Annotated in this window: 15 protein-coding genes; 10 read left to right on the plus strand and 5 right to left on the minus strand. The window is 59.8% G+C overall.

Annotated features, from left to right (window positions below; genetic code table 11):
- Positions 1–9: 9 nt before the first annotated feature.
- The 4 genes from zwf to OC71_RS11405 all read left to right on the plus strand — a co-directional run bounded on the left by zwf (position 10) and on the right by OC71_RS11405 (position 3,759).
- Positions 10–1,476: a glucose-6-phosphate dehydrogenase gene (gene zwf, locus OC71_RS11390; RefSeq protein ID WP_041068660.1), complete on the plus strand. Its 1,467-nt coding sequence runs from the start codon at positions 10–12 to the stop codon at positions 1,474–1,476.
- Positions 1,463–2,176 (plus strand): 6-phosphogluconolactonase, encoded by a 714-nt coding sequence (pgl, locus tag OC71_RS11395; protein ID WP_041068663.1) that lies wholly within the window; start codon positions 1,463–1,465, stop codon positions 2,174–2,176. The genes zwf and pgl overlap by 14 nt, the downstream gene beginning before the upstream one ends.
- A 17-nt stretch (positions 2,177–2,193) precedes the next feature.
- Positions 2,194–2,859: a bifunctional 4-hydroxy-2-oxoglutarate aldolase/2-dehydro-3-deoxy-phosphogluconate aldolase gene (locus OC71_RS11400; protein ID WP_007969324.1), complete on the plus strand. Its 666-nt coding sequence runs from the start codon at positions 2,194–2,196 to the stop codon at positions 2,857–2,859.
- Between the two features lie 174 nt (positions 2,860–3,033).
- Positions 3,034–3,759, plus strand: coding sequence for an intradiol ring-cleavage dioxygenase (locus tag OC71_RS11405; RefSeq protein ID WP_041068667.1), 726 nt, complete (start codon positions 3,034–3,036; stop codon positions 3,757–3,759).
- Between the two features lie 5 nt (positions 3,760–3,764).
- Here the strand turns inward: OC71_RS11405 and OC71_RS11410 are convergent, their stop codons facing one another.
- Positions 3,765–4,946 (minus strand): aminotransferase class V-fold PLP-dependent enzyme, encoded by a 1,182-nt coding sequence (locus OC71_RS11410; protein WP_041068670.1) that lies wholly within the window; start codon positions 4,944–4,946, stop codon positions 3,765–3,767.
- Between the two features lie 28 nt (positions 4,947–4,974).
- Positions 4,975–5,211 (minus strand): DUF3820 family protein, encoded by a 237-nt coding sequence (locus OC71_RS11415; RefSeq protein ID WP_003213031.1) that lies wholly within the window; start codon positions 5,209–5,211, stop codon positions 4,975–4,977.
- A 206-nt stretch (positions 5,212–5,417) separates the two neighbouring features.
- Here OC71_RS11415 and OC71_RS11420 point away from each other — a divergent pair, with 206 nt between their 5' ends.
- Complete coding sequence (locus tag OC71_RS11420) at positions 5,418–5,885, plus strand: PA2169 family four-helix-bundle protein (RefSeq protein ID WP_025112834.1); 468 nt, start codon at positions 5,418–5,420, stop codon at positions 5,883–5,885.
- A gap of 142 nt (positions 5,886–6,027) precedes the next feature.
- On the opposite strand, the gene OC71_RS11425 is transcribed toward OC71_RS11420, so the two are convergent.
- Together OC71_RS11425 and OC71_RS11430 are read right to left on the minus strand one after the other, a co-directional pair.
- Positions 6,028–6,498, minus strand: coding sequence for a MaoC family dehydratase (locus tag OC71_RS11425; RefSeq protein ID WP_003227420.1), 471 nt, complete (start codon positions 6,496–6,498; stop codon positions 6,028–6,030).
- Positions 6,499–6,541: 43 nt separating this feature from the next.
- Complete coding sequence (locus OC71_RS11430; RefSeq protein WP_041068683.1) at positions 6,542–7,486, minus strand: alpha/beta hydrolase; 945 nt, start codon at positions 7,484–7,486, stop codon at positions 6,542–6,544.
- A gap of 241 nt (positions 7,487–7,727) precedes the next feature.
- On the opposite strand from OC71_RS11430, the gene fadD2 reads away from it, so the two are divergent.
- Complete coding sequence (gene fadD2 / locus OC71_RS11435; RefSeq protein WP_041068686.1) at positions 7,728–9,416, plus strand: long-chain-fatty-acid--CoA ligase FadD2; 1,689 nt, start codon at positions 7,728–7,730, stop codon at positions 9,414–9,416.
- 361 nt (positions 9,417–9,777) lie between these two features.
- Positions 9,778–11,475, plus strand: coding sequence for a long-chain-fatty-acid--CoA ligase FadD1 (fadD1, locus tag OC71_RS11440; RefSeq protein ID WP_041068688.1), 1,698 nt, complete (start codon positions 9,778–9,780; stop codon positions 11,473–11,475).
- A gap of 210 nt (positions 11,476–11,685) precedes the next feature.
- On the opposite strand, the gene OC71_RS11445 is transcribed toward fadD1, so the two are convergent.
- On the minus strand, positions 11,686–12,063 hold the full coding sequence (locus tag OC71_RS11445; protein ID WP_041068691.1) for a hypothetical protein: 378 nt from the start codon (positions 12,061–12,063) through the stop codon (positions 11,686–11,688).
- Between the two features lie 196 nt (positions 12,064–12,259).
- Between OC71_RS11445 and OC71_RS11450 the strand changes: the two genes are divergently transcribed.
- The 3 genes from OC71_RS11450 (at position 12,260) to def (ending at position 14,108) form a co-directional block, all read left to right on the plus strand.
- Positions 12,260–12,451: a CsbD family protein gene (locus tag OC71_RS11450; RefSeq protein WP_027612573.1), complete on the plus strand. Its 192-nt coding sequence runs from the start codon at positions 12,260–12,262 to the stop codon at positions 12,449–12,451.
- Between the two features lie 164 nt (positions 12,452–12,615).
- Positions 12,616–13,566 carry a YihY/virulence factor BrkB family protein gene (locus tag OC71_RS11455; protein ID WP_041068694.1) on the plus strand — a complete coding sequence of 317 codons (951 nt, stop codon included), beginning with the start codon at positions 12,616–12,618 and terminating at the stop codon, positions 13,564–13,566.
- A gap of 2 nt (positions 13,567–13,568) precedes the next feature.
- A complete protein-coding gene (def, locus tag OC71_RS11460) occupies positions 13,569–14,108 on the plus strand; it encodes a peptide deformylase (protein ID WP_003227403.1) in 540 nt (179 codons plus the stop codon).
- The last annotated feature ends 7 nt before the right edge of the window (positions 14,109–14,115 follow it).

The following is a 14,115-nucleotide window of genomic DNA, read 5'->3' on the forward strand; positions in this document are numbered from 1 at the left end:
ACAAACATCATGCCTTCGATTACGGTTGAACCGTGCACCTTTGCCTTGTTCGGCGCTCTGGGCGATCTGGCCCTGCGCAAGCTGTTTCCTGCCCTTTATCACCTCGATGGCGCCGACCTGTTGCACGAGAACACGCGCATTATTGCGCTGGCCCGTGAACCCGGTTCCGAGCAGCAGCACCTGGCGTTTATCGCCGCCGAATTGCGCCGTTACGTCGGCAAAGAGCTGGACGAGGCGGTGGCCGAGCGCTTTCTCGCGCGCCTGAGCTATCTGCACGTCGACTTCCTCAAGGCTGAAGACTATGTGGCGCTGGCCGAAGCGGCCGGCAGCGGGCAACGCATGATTGCCTACTTCGCCACACCGGCAGCGGTGTACGGCGCGATCTGCGAGAACCTGGCGAAAGTCGGTCTGGCAGAAAACACCCGCGTGGTTCTGGAAAAGCCGATCGGCTCCGATCTGGAATCCTCGCGCAAGGTGAACGACGCCGTGGCGCAGTTCTTCCCGGAGAACCGCACCTATCGCATCGACCACTACCTGGGCAAAGAGACCGTCCAGAACCTGATCGCCCTGCGTTTCGCCAACAGCCTGTTCGAAACCCAGTGGAACCAGAATTACATCTCCCACGTGGAAATCACCGTGGCCGAGAAGGTCGGTATCGAAGGCCGTTGGGGCTACTTCGACAAGGCCGGCCAGCTGCGCGACATGATCCAGAATCACCTGTTGCAGCTGCTGTGCCTGATCGCCATGGACCCGCCGGCCGACCTGTCCGCCGACAGCATTCGTGATGAAAAGGTAAAGGTGCTCAAGGCCCTGGCGCCGATCAGCCCGGAAGGCCTGACCACGCAAGTGGTGCGCGGTCAGTACATCGCCGGCCACAGCGAAGGCAAATCCGTACCGGGCTACCTCGAAGAGCCGAATTCCAACACCCAGAGCGACACCGAAACCTTCGTTGCCCTGCGTGCCGACATCCGCAACTGGCGCTGGGCCGGCGTGCCGTTCTACCTGCGGACTGGCAAGCGCATGCCGCAGAAGCTGTCGCAGATCGTCATTCACTTCAAGGAGCCGTCGCACTATATCTTTGCGCCGGAACAGCGCCTGCAGATCAGCAACAAACTGATCATCCGTCTGCAACCGGACGAAGGCATTTCCTTGCGTGTGATGACCAAGGAGCAGGGTCTGGACAAGGGCATGCAACTGCGCAGCGGCCCGCTGCAACTGAATTTCTCCGACACCTGGCGCAGTGCGCGGATCCCCGACGCCTACGAGCGGTTGTTGCTGGAAGTGATGAACGGCAATCAGAACCTGTTTGTCCGTAAAGATGAAATCGAAGCCGCGTGGAAGTGGTGTGACCAGTTGATCGCCGGCTGGAAAAAATCCGGTGACGCGCCCAAGCCGTATGCGGCCGGGTCGTGGGGGCCGATGAGCTCGATTGCACTGATCACGCGGGACGGGAGGTCGTGGTATGGCGATATCTGATGTGAAACTGCCCGCGGGCGTGAATGCCCACGAATTCAAGAGTCCGGTGCTGTTGGCCGAAGGTCTGGCACTGAATGTCGCCAAGCAGCTGAGCGAAGCCATTTCGGCACGCGGCAACGCGGTGCTGGTGGTTTCTGGCGGTCGCAGCCCGGTGGCGTTTTTCCAGCACTTGGCCAAGCAGGAGCTGGACTGGTCGAAGGTCGTCGTGACCCTCGCCGACGAGCGCTGGGTACCGGTCGAACACGCCGACAGCAACGCCGGCCTGCTCAAGCAGTACCTGCTCAAGGGACCGGCGGCCAAGGCGCAGTTCCTCAGCCTCTACAGCGCGGCGGCCAACGTCGAGCAGGCTGCGGAGCAGGCCGACCGTCTGCTCGCGGAATTGCCGCCGATCGACGTGCTGGTGCTGGGCATGGGCGATGACGGTCACACCGCGTCGCTGTTCCCCGACAGCCCGAACCTGACGCAAGCGTTGCAGGCTGACGGCAGCCGTCGCTGCTGGCCGATGCTGGCGCCGAGCGTACCGCGTCAACGCCTGACCATGAGCCGAGCGCTGCTGGCTTCGGCGAAGCACAAGATTCTGTCGATTTCCGGTCAATCGAAACTGACCACACTGAATGCCGCACTGGCATCCGACGACGTCGCGGCCATGCCGGTGCGCGCGTTTCTGCAACCTACGTTAGAGATTTACTGGTGCCCATGAGCCAAGGAACAGCCGCTATGACAACCCCATCCCCGACCGTTTCCATGGCGGACAAAGTTGCCCTGATCGACAGCCTCTGCGCCAAGGCGCGGATCCTGCCGGTGATCACCATCGCCCGTGAACAGGACGTGCTACCGCTGGCCGACGCCCTGGCCGCTGGTGGTCTGACGGCGCTGGAAGTGACCCTGCGTTCGCAGTTCGGCCTCAAGGCGATCCAGATCCTGCGTGAGCAGCGTCCGGAACTGGTGACCGGCGCCGGCACCGTGCTTGATCGCAACATGCTTGCGGCGGCTGAAGCGGCGGGTTCGCAGTTCATCGTCACCCCGGGTATCACCCGTGACCTGCTCGAAGCCAGCGTCGACAGCCCGATTCCGCTGCTGCCAGGCATCAGTAATGCCTCCGGCATCATGGAAGGCTATGGCCTGGGCTATCGCCGCTTCAAGCTGTTCCCGGCGGAAGTCAGCGGTGGCGTGGCGGCGATCAAGGCCCTCGGCGGCCCGTTCGGTGAAGTGAAATTCTGCCCGACCGGTGGCGTCGGCCCGGCCAATATCAAGAGCTACATGGCGCTGAAAAACGTCATGTGCGTGGGCGGCAGCTGGATGCTCGATCCGGAGTGGATCAAGAACGGCGACTGGGCGCGCATTCAGGAATGCACTGCCGAGGCCCTGGCACTGCTGGACTAAACGTTTTACCTGACACTTCGTTGTGTGTTCTACGGCTTTACGGTGCGCTTGGTCGGTGCACCGTTTTTTTTTTGCCCGGAAAAAGTCATGAGAAATGACGCGATACATAGTTACCGCACCGAGAGCGGCGCGCGCCGTTAATCTGCGTTCATCTTATGGAAGAGAGAACGCGTCATGGAACGAGACACTTCAGCCGCAACACCCCAACCGGTGTATCAACTGGCGCCCGAGCAGATCGCCGGGCCGTATTTCCGCAACCCCAAATTACTGCGACGCAATATCAGCGAGGGCGCCGAGGGCCTGCCACTGCTGCTGCGCCTGACGATCGTCGACGCGATGACCGGCGAGCCGGTGAGCGGCGCGCTGGTGGATATCTGGCACTGCAATGCGCGGGGCGCCTATTCGGGGTGGAGCCGGATCAATCCGGATCGGGAGGTCGACACCGATGCCATCGGCTCGATCCCGCGTACCGATGATGACACCTACCTGCGCGGCAGCCAGTTCTGTGATCAGCAGGGACGGGCGCGCTTCACCACCATCTATCCGGGGTTCTATGCCGGTCGGGCGCTGCACATTCATGTGGCCGTGCGCATGGTTACCGGCAGTGAATATCTGGATGAGCGCAACGTGGCCTGGGTCGGTCAGCTGTATTTTCCCGAGGTGGTGTCACGCGCCGTGCTCAATGCCCGGGACTATCGCGGGCGGGCCTCTGCACCGTTGAACAATGCCGAGGACAGCTACTACGCCAACATGGGCGGCGAGGGCTCAACCTTGACGGTGTGGCCGATCGGGCGTGAATCGCACGAGGACGGTTTTTTCGGCCACCTGACCATCGGCATCGACACCTTTGCCGCCTCGTCGCAGATCAAGCCCGAGGACTTCGACAAGTACACTGTGTGAACGGATCAGCGCAGCTCGTTGAGTGCACGGGTCAGCAACTGCATGTCAGCCGCCGTGGTGGTCAATCCCGGAGTGATACGGATGCTCGGCCCGCTCGCCGCACCGTTACGCACCACGGTGAACAAGTGGTACTCATCGAGCAGACGTTCGACCATCGCCTGTTGATCGGTGTGGCGAGTGAAGCGCATCGAGGTGATGCCGCAATACAAGCGCGGATCGTCCGGGGTCATCACTTCGATCCCCGGCAAGTGGCGCACGGCGCTGACCCACAGGTTGCGCAGGTAATTCAGTCGCGCGCCCTTGGCTGCTGCGCCGCCGAGCGAACGATGCTCCTCGAGCGCCAGCGGCAGGGACATCAACGCCGGAATGTTCGGTGTGCTGTACGGCGTGCGCGCGCGGATATCGCTGGCCGGAAAGTGCATTTCGCCCATGTCCGGATCAATGTCGGCAAGGCGCTGCGGGGCGATGTACAGAAAACCCAGAGTCAACGGTGCACCAATCCATTTGTGCAGATTGAAACCAGCGAACGAGATGCCCAAGGCTTCAAGGTTGAACTCTATCTGGCCGAGGGCGTGGGCGCCGTCGAGGATAATGTCTACGTCATGTTGTTTCGCCAGCGCAGCGATGGCCTGCACCGGCATCACCAGCCCCGTGCGATGAGTCACGTGGGTCAGGGCCATCAGCTTGAGTTTTGGATAGCGGACGAAGGCTTCGCGATAGGTATCCAGCAGGCTGTCGAAAGTGGCCGGATGGGTGTGGCTGATCTCGATCACCTCCACACCGCGATGGCGCGCCAGCCAGCGCATGGCGCCTTTGACCGTGTCGTATTCCAGGTCGCAGATCAGCACCTGATCGCCCGGCTGCAGGCGATTGTAATTGCGGATAAGCGACTGCAGCGCATCGCTGGCGTTGCGGGTGAAGGCGATGCTCTGCGCGCGCACGCCGATCGTCTCGGCCAGTTGCGCGCGGATGTCGAGGCTGTCGTGTTGCTCGAAACGCTGGCGCACATACACCGAGTTGCGGGTGTTGATCAGCTCGATGTTGCGCTGGTAGTCCTCGATCACCGTGCGCGACATGCGTCCGAAGTAGCCGTTTTCCAGGTTCAGCGGACCGGTTTGTGCTTCGTAGCGATCGGCGAAGGTTTGCCAGAATGCTTCGTCACGGGCGCGGCGGGTGTTGTCAGGCATGGTCGACTCGGCTTGGGGGGAGGGCGCTTCAGTGGCGCGGGGCGGGTTTGCCGTGTTTGGCGCGTAGCGGTTCAAGCAGCTCCGACAGACCGTTATGGTCGATTTCCTGCATCAGCGCCAACAGTCCGCCGAGCTCGCCGTGAGGGAAGCCTTCGCGAGCGAACCAGTTCAAATAAGGGCCCGGCAGGTCGGCAATGATCCGGCCCTTGTACTTGCCAAAGGGCATTTCACGGGTGATCAGCAGTTCGAGTTTTTCAGGATTCATCAGGGGCAATCATCTGGCTTCGGAACACTCTGGAAAATACAGGCATTCTGCATGCAGGCCAAATGACAGATCATGCAAATAACCGTGATACAGATAGTTCAAATATATTTAACTTGTTGAAAAACAAGGATTTATTTTTTATCAAAAAGCTGGCACGCACACTGCAATAACCCTTGCATCTTCAACCAACCGCAAGGAATTGAAAAATGACTGACATGAACAAAGAAGCCATCTCTGTACTCAACGACCTGATCGAAACCAGCAAGGACGGTCAGGAAGGGTTCAAGACTTGCGCCGAAGACATCAAGCATCCAGAACTCAAAGCGCTGTTCGCCAAGCGTTCTGCCGATTGCGCCACTGCCGCTGCCGAACTGCAGGCTACCGTGCGCTCGATGGGCGGTGATCCGGAAACCTCTACCAGCGTCAGCGGTGACCTGCACCGTCGCTGGGTCGACGTCAAAGCCATGTTCACCGGCAAGGACGAAGAGGCTGTACTGAACGAAGCCGAGCGCGGTGAAGATCATGCACTCAAGGCTTATCGTGAAGCCATCGAGAAAATCAACAAGCACAACCTGGTCGGCATCCGTGACCTGGTTGAGCGTCAGTACCACGGCGTGCAACGCAATCACGACCAGGTGAAAGCCCTGCGTAACCAGGCTCGCGCGCGTTCGTAAGCGTTTGCAGGTTATAAAAAACGCCAGCTAGTCTGGCGTTTTTTTTATGCGTGAGGGAAAAGCCAAAGATCGCAGCCTGCGGCAGCTCCTACCTTGGAATGCGTTCCCCGGCAGGAGCTGCCGAAGGCTGCGATCTTTTCCATCAGCCGATGCTGATCGCCGGCAACGTCGGCAGGGTCACGGTCTGTTGCTTGCGCGGCGCGAGAATCTCGGCCTCGCCATCCACCACCAATTCATCACGCTGATTGAACACGCGAGTGGCGATGCGCACGCGAAACTTCGGCAATTTCTCGAGAATTTCCAGACGCACGGTCAGGGTGTCGCCAATCTTCACCGGCTTCTGAAAGCTCATTTGCTGACCGATGTAGATGGTGCCCGGCCCAGGCAGCTCGCACGCCACGGCCGCGCTGATCAACGCACCACTGAACATGCCATGGGCGATGCGTTCCTTGAACATGCTGGCGGCGGCGAACTCGGCGTCCAGGTGCACCGGGTTGTGGTCGCCGGACATCGCGGCGAACAGCTGAATGTCGCGCTCTTCGACAGTCTTGCTGTAGCTGGCGGTCTGGCCGACTTCGAGGGCTTCGTAAGGGATGTTGGTAACCTGGGTCATCGGTCTTGATTCCTGTGACGGATTAAAGTGAATCCACAAAAAATTATTCGCTGCGATGGGGGCGGCGATGGCTCAGCGCCTGGTCGATCCAGGCCAGCACATCGGCGATCACTTCGTCGCGATTGGTTTCATTGAACAATTCGTGCCGCGCCTGCGGGTAGATCTTCAGTTGCAGGTTCTGGCTGCCGGCCGAGCGCAACGCTTCGGCCAGATCTGTCAGACGCTTGCCTTCGCTCACCGGATCACATTCACCGCCGATCACCAGCAGCGGCAGGCCCGGGTCGATCTGGGCGAGATTGGACGCTTTGCTGATCTGCTGCAAGCCGCCGAGCAAGTCGATCCACAGTTGGTTGGTGCAGCGAAAGCCGCAAAGCGGGTCGCTGGCATAGCGATCGACCTCCACCGGGTCGCGGCTCAGCCAGTCGAACGGGGTACGCGCCGGTTTGAATTTTTTGTTGAACGAGCCGAATGACAACCACTCGATCAACGCGCTGCGGCCCTTGCCACCCTGACGCAGTTTTTCGAAACGGGCGATTTGCCGCGCCGCGCCGTAAAGCGCGACAGGCTGAAAATTCGAGCCGCTGAGAATCGCCCCGTGCAGGCTGGCGCTGTGATGCAGCAGGTAACCCTGGGCGAGGTAGCTGCCCATGCTGTGCCCGAGCAGGATGATCGGTACCTCGGGATGCTGCTGGCCGATGTGCTGATTGAGGCTGGCCAGATCGCCGATCACTTTGCACCAGCCGTCGTCATCGGCGAAATGCCCGAGCGTCCCGTGTTCGGCGGTTTTGCCATGCCCGCGCAAATCCGGGGCGTACACACCGTAGCCTTGTTCGCAGAACGCATTCGCCAGCCTTTCGTAGCGAGCGCTGTGTTCGGCCATGCCGTGGGCCAGCAGGATCACTGCTTTCAATGGCGCGGCGGGCAGCCACTGGTTGACGAACAGGCGGCTGCGGTCACTCGCGTCCAGCCAGAAGGCACGGTGGATCATGGCAATTCCTTTTTATCGAGCGGTTACGGCCCGCAGTCGTAGCATTGTATAGCGCGTCCGATCAGCTCACGCCACGGCAGGAAGATTCATACGATCAATGTCGCCATTGCCCTTATTTGCCTCAATGGCCATAACTGCTAGTGTCCGTGAAGCTCCGCTTTTTGCTTTGTGCCCTCAGGGGTAAGCGCGAAACCACAGAAAAGCGGCTCCCGGATCGATTCAGGTAAAGAGGACAAGAACAATGCAACCTGATTTCTGGAATGACAAACGCCCCGCCGGCGTACCCCTGGACATCGACATGGGCGAGTTCAAGTCGGTGATCGAGGTGTTTGAGCGTTCCTGCAAGAAATTCGCGGACCGTCCGGCCTTCAGTAATATGGGCGTGACCCTGACCTACGCGGAACTCGAGCGCTACAGCGCGGCGTTCGCCGGTTACCTGCAAGCCCACACCGATCTGGTGCCGGGGGATCGCATCGCGGTGCAGATGCCCAATGTGCTGCAATATCCGATTGCCGTGTTCGGCGCCTTGCGCGCCGGGCTGATCGTGGTCAACACCAACCCGCTGTACACCGCGCGCGAGATGCGCCACCAGTTCAAGGACTCCGGTGCCCGGGCGCTGGTGTACCTGAACATGTTCGGGCAGAAGGTCCAGGAAGTACTGCCGGACACCGACCTGCAATACCTGATCGAAGCGAAAATGGGCGATCTGATGCCCACCGCCAAGGGCTGGCTGATCAACACTGTGGTCAGCAAAGTGAAGAAAATGGTCCCGGACTATTCGCTGCCGCAGGCCATCTCGTTCAAGAGTGCGCTGCGGCTGGGCCGTGGTTTGGGAATCAAACCGCTGAAAGTCAGCCTCGACGACATCGCCGTGTTGCAATACACCGGTGGCACCACCGGGCTGGCCAAGGGCGCGATGCTGACCCACGGCAACCTCGTGGCGAACATGCAACAAGTGCGCGCCTGTCTCGCCCAACTGGGGCCTGACGGTCAGCCACTGCTGCGTGAAGGGCAGGAGGTGATGGTGGCGCCGCTGCCGCTGTATCACATCTATGCCTTCACCGCGAACTGCATGTGCATGATGGTTTCCGGCAACCACAACGTGCTGATCACCAATCCGCGAGACATCGCCGGCTTCATCAAGGAACTGAAGAACTGGCGCTTCTCGGCGTTGCTCGGGCTGAACACGTTGTTCGTCGCGCTGATGGATCACCCGGACTTCAAGACCCTGGATTTCTCCAGCCTCAAGCTGACCAACTCCGGCGGTACCGCGCTGGTCAAGGCCACCGCCGAGCGCTGGGAGCAGATCACCGGTTGCCGCATTACCGAAGGTTACGGTCTGACCGAAACCTCGCCGGTGGCCTGCACCAACCCGTATGGCGAAAAGTCGCGCCTGGGCACGGTCGGCCTGCCGGTGCCGGGTACGCTGCTGAAAGTCATCGATGACGAGGGCGTCGAGCAGCCGATGGGCGAGCGTGGCGAGCTGTGTATCAAAGGCCCGCAGATCATGAAGGGCTACTGGCACAAGCCAGAAGCCACCGCCGAAGTGCTGGATGCCGAGGGCTGGTTCAAGTCCGGTGATATCGCGGTGATCGACCCGGACGGCTTCGTGCGCATCGTCGACCGCAAGAAGGACATGATCATCGTCTCCGGTTTCAACGTGTACCCCAACGAGATCGAGGACGTGGTGATGGCTCACCCGAAAGTCGCCAACTGCGCGGTGATCGGTGTGCCGGACGAGCGTTCGGGCGAGGCGGTGAAGCTGTTTGTGGTGGCGCGGGAAACCGGGGTCAGCCTCGAAGAGCTCAAGGCGTACTGCAAAGAGAATTTCACGGCCTACAAGGTGCCGAAACACATCGTGCTGCGTGAGTCATTGCCGATGACGCCGGTCGGCAAGATTTTGCGGCGGGAGTTGCGCGATATTGCCTGATCGGTGAATGGCCGCGCGTTGCGCGGATCGCGGGCAAGCCACGCTCTCACAGGGATCTCCATCAACCTTGTGGGAGCGGGCTTGCCCGCGATGCTTTTTGGGGGTGAAGGCCCGGAAAACCGGGGCTTTCAGGGTGATATAGGATTTTTGCTCTAAAATGACTGTTAGAAAGTCTTGAGTCATTAAAGTGACCATGGAGGCCGCTTTTGGCTCTAGTCGGCCCTTGGCAAAGCTGCTACTCTCGGCGCGCTTTGTGACTTCTCGGCCTGTAGAAAAGCCAGATTCACCAATACAAAACACACACCAATAATAATCGCATCAAATGCGGTGAAGAATTCGCGTTGCTGAGGAGTGGGCTTCCATGATCGAAGACTTTTGGAAGGATAAATACCCGGCTGGAATTGCTGCCGACATCAATCCAGACGAGTACCCGAATATTCAGGCAGTGTTGAAGCAGTCCTGCCAACGCTTCGCCAACAAACCGGCTTTCAGCAACCTGGGCAAGACAATCACCTACGGTGAACTGTACGAATTGTCCGGTGCGTTTGCCGCGTATCTGCAACAGCATACCGACTTGCAGCCCGGTGATCGAATCGCCGTGCAACTGCCCAACGTTCTGCAGTACCCGGTCGCCGTCTTCGGTGCGATCCGCGCCGGGCTGATCGTGGTCAACACCAACCCGCTGTACACCGCGCGGGAAATGGAACACCAATTCAACGACTCCGGCGCCAAAGCCCTGGTGTGTCTGGCCAATATGGCGCACCTGGCGGAAGCCGTGGTGCCGAAGACCGGCGTCAAACACGTCATCGTCACCGAAGTCGCCGACCTGCTGCCGCCGGTCAAGCGCCTGCTGATCAACAGCGTGATCAAGTACGTGAAGAAGATGGTGCCGGCCTATCACCTGCCTAAGGCCGTCAAGTTCAATGACGTGCTGAGCAAGGGCCAGGGCCAGCCTGTGACCGAAGCCAACCCGCACAGCAGCGACGTCGCGGTACTGCAATACACCGGCGGCACCACCGGCGTGGCAAAGGGCGCGATGCTCACCCATCGCAACCTCGTCGCCAACATGCTGCAGTGCAAGGCGCTGATGGGCTCCAACCTCAACGAAGGCTGCGAGATCCTGATCACCCCGTTGCCGCTGTACCACATCTATGCGTTCACCTTTCATTGCATGGCGATGATGCTGATCGGCAACCACAACATCCTGATCAGCAACCCGCGCGACCTGCCAGCGATGGTCAAGGAACTGTCGAAGTGGAAGTTCAGCGGCTTCGTTGGCCTGAACACACTGTTCGTGGCGCTGTGCAACAACGAAGGTTTCCGCAAGCTGGATTTCTCCAACCTGAAAGTCACCCTGTCCGGCGGTATGGCCCTGCAACTGGCCGCGGCCGAGCGTTGGAAAGCCGTGACCGGCTGCTCGATCTGCGAAGGTTACGGCATGACCGAAACCAGCCCGGTGGCCACGGTCAACCCGATCCAGAACATCCAGATCGGCACCATCGGTATTCCGGTGCCGTCGACCCTGTGCAAAGTCATCGACGATGCCGGTGTCGAGCAGCCCATGGGCGAAATCGGCGAGCTGTGCGTCAAGGGCCCGCAAGTGATGAAGGGCTACTGGCAGCGTCAGGAAGCCACCGACGAGATCCTCGACAGCGAAGGCTGGCTGAAGACCGGTGATATCGCGCTGATCCAGCCCGATGGCTACATGCGCATTGTCGATCGCAAGAAGGACATGATCCTGGTGTCCGGTTTCAACGTTTACCCGAACGAACTGGAAGACGTGCTGGCAACCTTGCCGGGCGTGTTGCAGTGCGCGGCCATCGGCGTGCCGGACGAGAAGTCGGGCGAAGCGATCAAGATCTTCATCGTGGCCAAACCGGGCGTGAGCCTGACCAAGGAAACCGTGATGGAACACATGCGCGCCAACGTCACCGGTTACAAGGTGCCGCGTTCGGTGGAATTCCGCGATGCACTGCCGACCACCAACGTCGGCAAGATCCTGCGCCGCGAGCTGCGTGACGAAGAGCTGAAGAAGATCAAGGCGAAGTCCGCCGCGTAAAACAGAAAGCCCCGCAAATGCGGGGCTTTTTGTTGGGCGGCGTTCTTCGATCCTGTGGCGAGGGAGCTTGCTCCCGCTCGGCTGCGCAGCAGTCGTAAGTCCGGTGAATGTGGTGTGTCAGGACTCAACTGACACGGGGTTATGGGGCTGCTTCACAGCCCAGCGGGAGCAAGCTCCCTCGCCACAGAGTCCAGTTGCCACAAGGAATGCTTACTGCCGGAACGGCGCGAAATTCACGTTGGTCCCCGCCGGACGCATGTCCTGCAGGTACGAATCCTTGTCTGCACTCAATTCCAGGCTCAACGCCGCCTTGCGCTTGCCTTCGTTGCGAATCACCAGGCCTTCGAGCTTTTCCCGCAGGAACACGGTCGGCACTTTCAGGTGCAGCAGTTCGTCGGTAGCCGGGGTGTGCATCAGCAGGTGAATCCACTCGTACTGACCGACGGCCAGACGCGACACCGGCAGGTCGAACCACCAGATGTTGCGGTTGCGGTTCAGTTCGGCGAAGTGGCAGTTGTTGGTGCCGAGCACAGCGCCGCCCAGTTCCTGGTTGCGACGGGCAATGGCCTGCTTTTTATCGAGTTTCATAACATTCCTGCGGGGTCTGATCGTTGGCGCAGCGCGCCCATAGCTGCGCATTCTCGGGGCTTGGGGGGCAAACATAAAGCCCAACCTGCATTGCACGACGAAATGAAGGGCAAAAATAAATGAAACTCGTGGCAAACCCGGCCAGTCAATCATTACGTACTGACTTTTCCCCTTCAATGCACCAAGGAGAAACACCATGAGTAGCACTGGCGATAAAGTAAAAGGCATGGCCAACGAAGCCGTCGGCAACGTCAAGCAAGGTGTCGGTAAAGCCACCGACAACACCAAGCTGCAAGCCGAAGGCAAGCTGCAAGAGAAAAAAGGCGAAGCCCAGCAAGCTGTCGGCAAAGCCAAAGACGCCATCAAGAAAGGTGTCGACAAGGCGTAATTCCCGCCTTGAACGAAACACACGAACGGCCATCCAAGGATGGCCGTTTTTGTGTCAAAACCCGACGGTCATCCACGAAGGTCGCCAAGTAGGCTACCGTGATGTAAAAAACGGCCCCTGAGTCGCCACGACTTCAACCTGTAATGCGGCGAAAGGAGACGCGAATGATTTTTCCGGACATGAAAGGTCTGCCCCTGCATCGAGTGATGGTGCGCACGGTCACTGAATTCGTCGACGACGAAATGTCGACCTACGCCTCGGCACTGGCCTACCAGATGCTGTTCTCGCTGTTCCCGTTCATCCTGTTTTTGATCGCCTTGATCGGTTTCCTGCACCTGCCGGACTTCTTCACCTGGCTGCGCCTGCAGTCGGAGCTGGTATTGCCGCCGCAGGCACTGGAGCAGGTCAACCCGGTGATCGATCAGTTGCAGCAGTCCAAGGGCGGCTTGCTCTCGGTGGGTATCGTCATCGCCCTGTACACCGCGTCTGCCGGTGTGCGCCTGATGATGAGCGCGATGAACGCCGCGTATGACGTGGTCGAGGGACGGCCGATCTGGAAACGTTTTCCGCTGTCGATTTTCTACACCGTGGGCATTGCCGGCATGTTGCTGGTGGCCGCCGCGCTGATGGTGCTCGGGCCGCAAGTGATGGGCTGGATTGCCGCGCAGGTAGGGCTGGAAGACTTCATCGTCACGGTCTGGACGATTGCGCGCTGGCCGGTGATCGTGATTCTGATGATGGTCGCGGTGGCGCTGATCTACTACGTGATGCCCGACGTCAAACAGGAGTTCCGCTTCATCACCCCCGGCTCGGTACTGGCCGTGGTGGTGTGGATCATCGCCTCGCTGGGCTTTGCGTTCTACGTCAAAACCTTCGCCAACTACAACGCGATGTATGGCAGCATCGGGGCGATCATCGTGCTGTTGCTGTATTTCTACATTTCCTCGGCGGTGCTGCTGCTCGGCGCCGAGATGAATGCGGTGATCGAACACATGTCCAGCGAGGGCAAGGACGCGGGCGAGAAAGTCCCCGGCGAACTCGATGTACATCCCAAACAACACGTCTCGGGCCTGGGGCGCGATCATTCGCTCAAGCCGGACACTGACGAAGCCTGATCATGATTCGTGAAATCCTCAAAATGGGCGACGAACGCCTGCTGCGCATCGCCCCGCCAGTGCCGCCGGAGATGTTCGACAGCCCCGAGCTGTGGCAACTGATCGATGACATGTTCCAGACCATGGAAAGCGTCGGCGGAGTTGGTCTGGCCGCGCCGCAGATCGGCGTCGATCTGCAATTGGTGATCTTCGGTTTCGAGCACAGCGAACGCTACCCGGACGCCGAAGCGGTGCCGCAGACGATCCTGATCAATCCGCTGATCACGCCGTTGAGTCCGCTGACCGAGGAGGGTTTCGAAGGCTGCCTGTCGGTGCCCGGCCTGCGTGGCGCGGTGGATCGTTATCAGCAGATTCGCTACGAAGGTTTTGATCCCAAGGGCGAACCGATCGTACGCGTGGCGTCAGGCTTCCATGCGCGGGTAGTGCAGCACGAATGCGATCATCTGATCGGCCGCTTGTATCCTTCGCGGATTACCGATTTCAGCAAATTCGGTTTTACCGAAGTGATGTTCCCGGATCTTGACCCCACAGCTGACGATTGATCTCGCT

This window comes from Pseudomonas sp. W15Feb9B (genome assembly GCF_000828175.1).
Lineage (GTDB): Bacteria > Pseudomonadota > Gammaproteobacteria > Pseudomonadales > Pseudomonadaceae > Aquipseudomonas > Aquipseudomonas parakoreensis.

Excerpts from the sequence above, each read along its gene's own strand:
- zwf (WP_041068660.1), top strand. The coding sequence starts at position 10 with ATGCCTTCGATTACGGTTGAACCGTGCACCTTTGCCTTGTTCGGCGCT.
- pgl (WP_041068663.1), top strand. The coding sequence starts at position 1,463 with ATGGCGATATCTGATGTGAAACTGCCCGCGGGCGTGAATGCCCACGAA.
- OC71_RS11400 (WP_007969324.1), top strand. The coding sequence starts at position 2,194 with ATGACAACCCCATCCCCGACCGTTTCCATGGCGGACAAAGTTGCCCTG.
- OC71_RS11405 (WP_041068667.1), top strand. The coding sequence starts at position 3,034 with ATGGAACGAGACACTTCAGCCGCAACACCCCAACCGGTGTATCAACTG.
- OC71_RS11410 (WP_041068670.1), bottom strand. The coding sequence starts at position 4,946 with ATGCCTGACAACACCCGCCGCGCCCGTGACGAAGCATTCTGGCAAACC.
- OC71_RS11415 (WP_003213031.1), bottom strand. The coding sequence starts at position 5,211 with ATGAATCCTGAAAAACTCGAACTGCTGATCACCCGTGAAATGCCCTTT.
- OC71_RS11420 (WP_025112834.1), top strand. The coding sequence starts at position 5,418 with ATGACTGACATGAACAAAGAAGCCATCTCTGTACTCAACGACCTGATC.
- OC71_RS11425 (WP_003227420.1), bottom strand. The coding sequence starts at position 6,498 with ATGACCCAGGTTACCAACATCCCTTACGAAGCCCTCGAAGTCGGCCAG.
- OC71_RS11430 (WP_041068683.1), bottom strand. The coding sequence starts at position 7,486 with ATGATCCACCGTGCCTTCTGGCTGGACGCGAGTGACCGCAGCCGCCTG.
- fadD2 (WP_041068686.1), top strand. The coding sequence starts at position 7,728 with ATGCAACCTGATTTCTGGAATGACAAACGCCCCGCCGGCGTACCCCTG.
- fadD1 (WP_041068688.1), top strand. The coding sequence starts at position 9,778 with ATGATCGAAGACTTTTGGAAGGATAAATACCCGGCTGGAATTGCTGCC.
- OC71_RS11445 (WP_041068691.1), bottom strand. The coding sequence starts at position 12,063 with ATGAAACTCGATAAAAAGCAGGCCATTGCCCGTCGCAACCAGGAACTG.
- OC71_RS11450 (WP_027612573.1), top strand. The coding sequence starts at position 12,260 with ATGAGTAGCACTGGCGATAAAGTAAAAGGCATGGCCAACGAAGCCGTC.
- OC71_RS11455 (WP_041068694.1), top strand. The coding sequence starts at position 12,616 with ATGATTTTTCCGGACATGAAAGGTCTGCCCCTGCATCGAGTGATGGTG.
- def (WP_003227403.1), top strand. The coding sequence starts at position 13,569 with ATGATTCGTGAAATCCTCAAAATGGGCGACGAACGCCTGCTGCGCATC.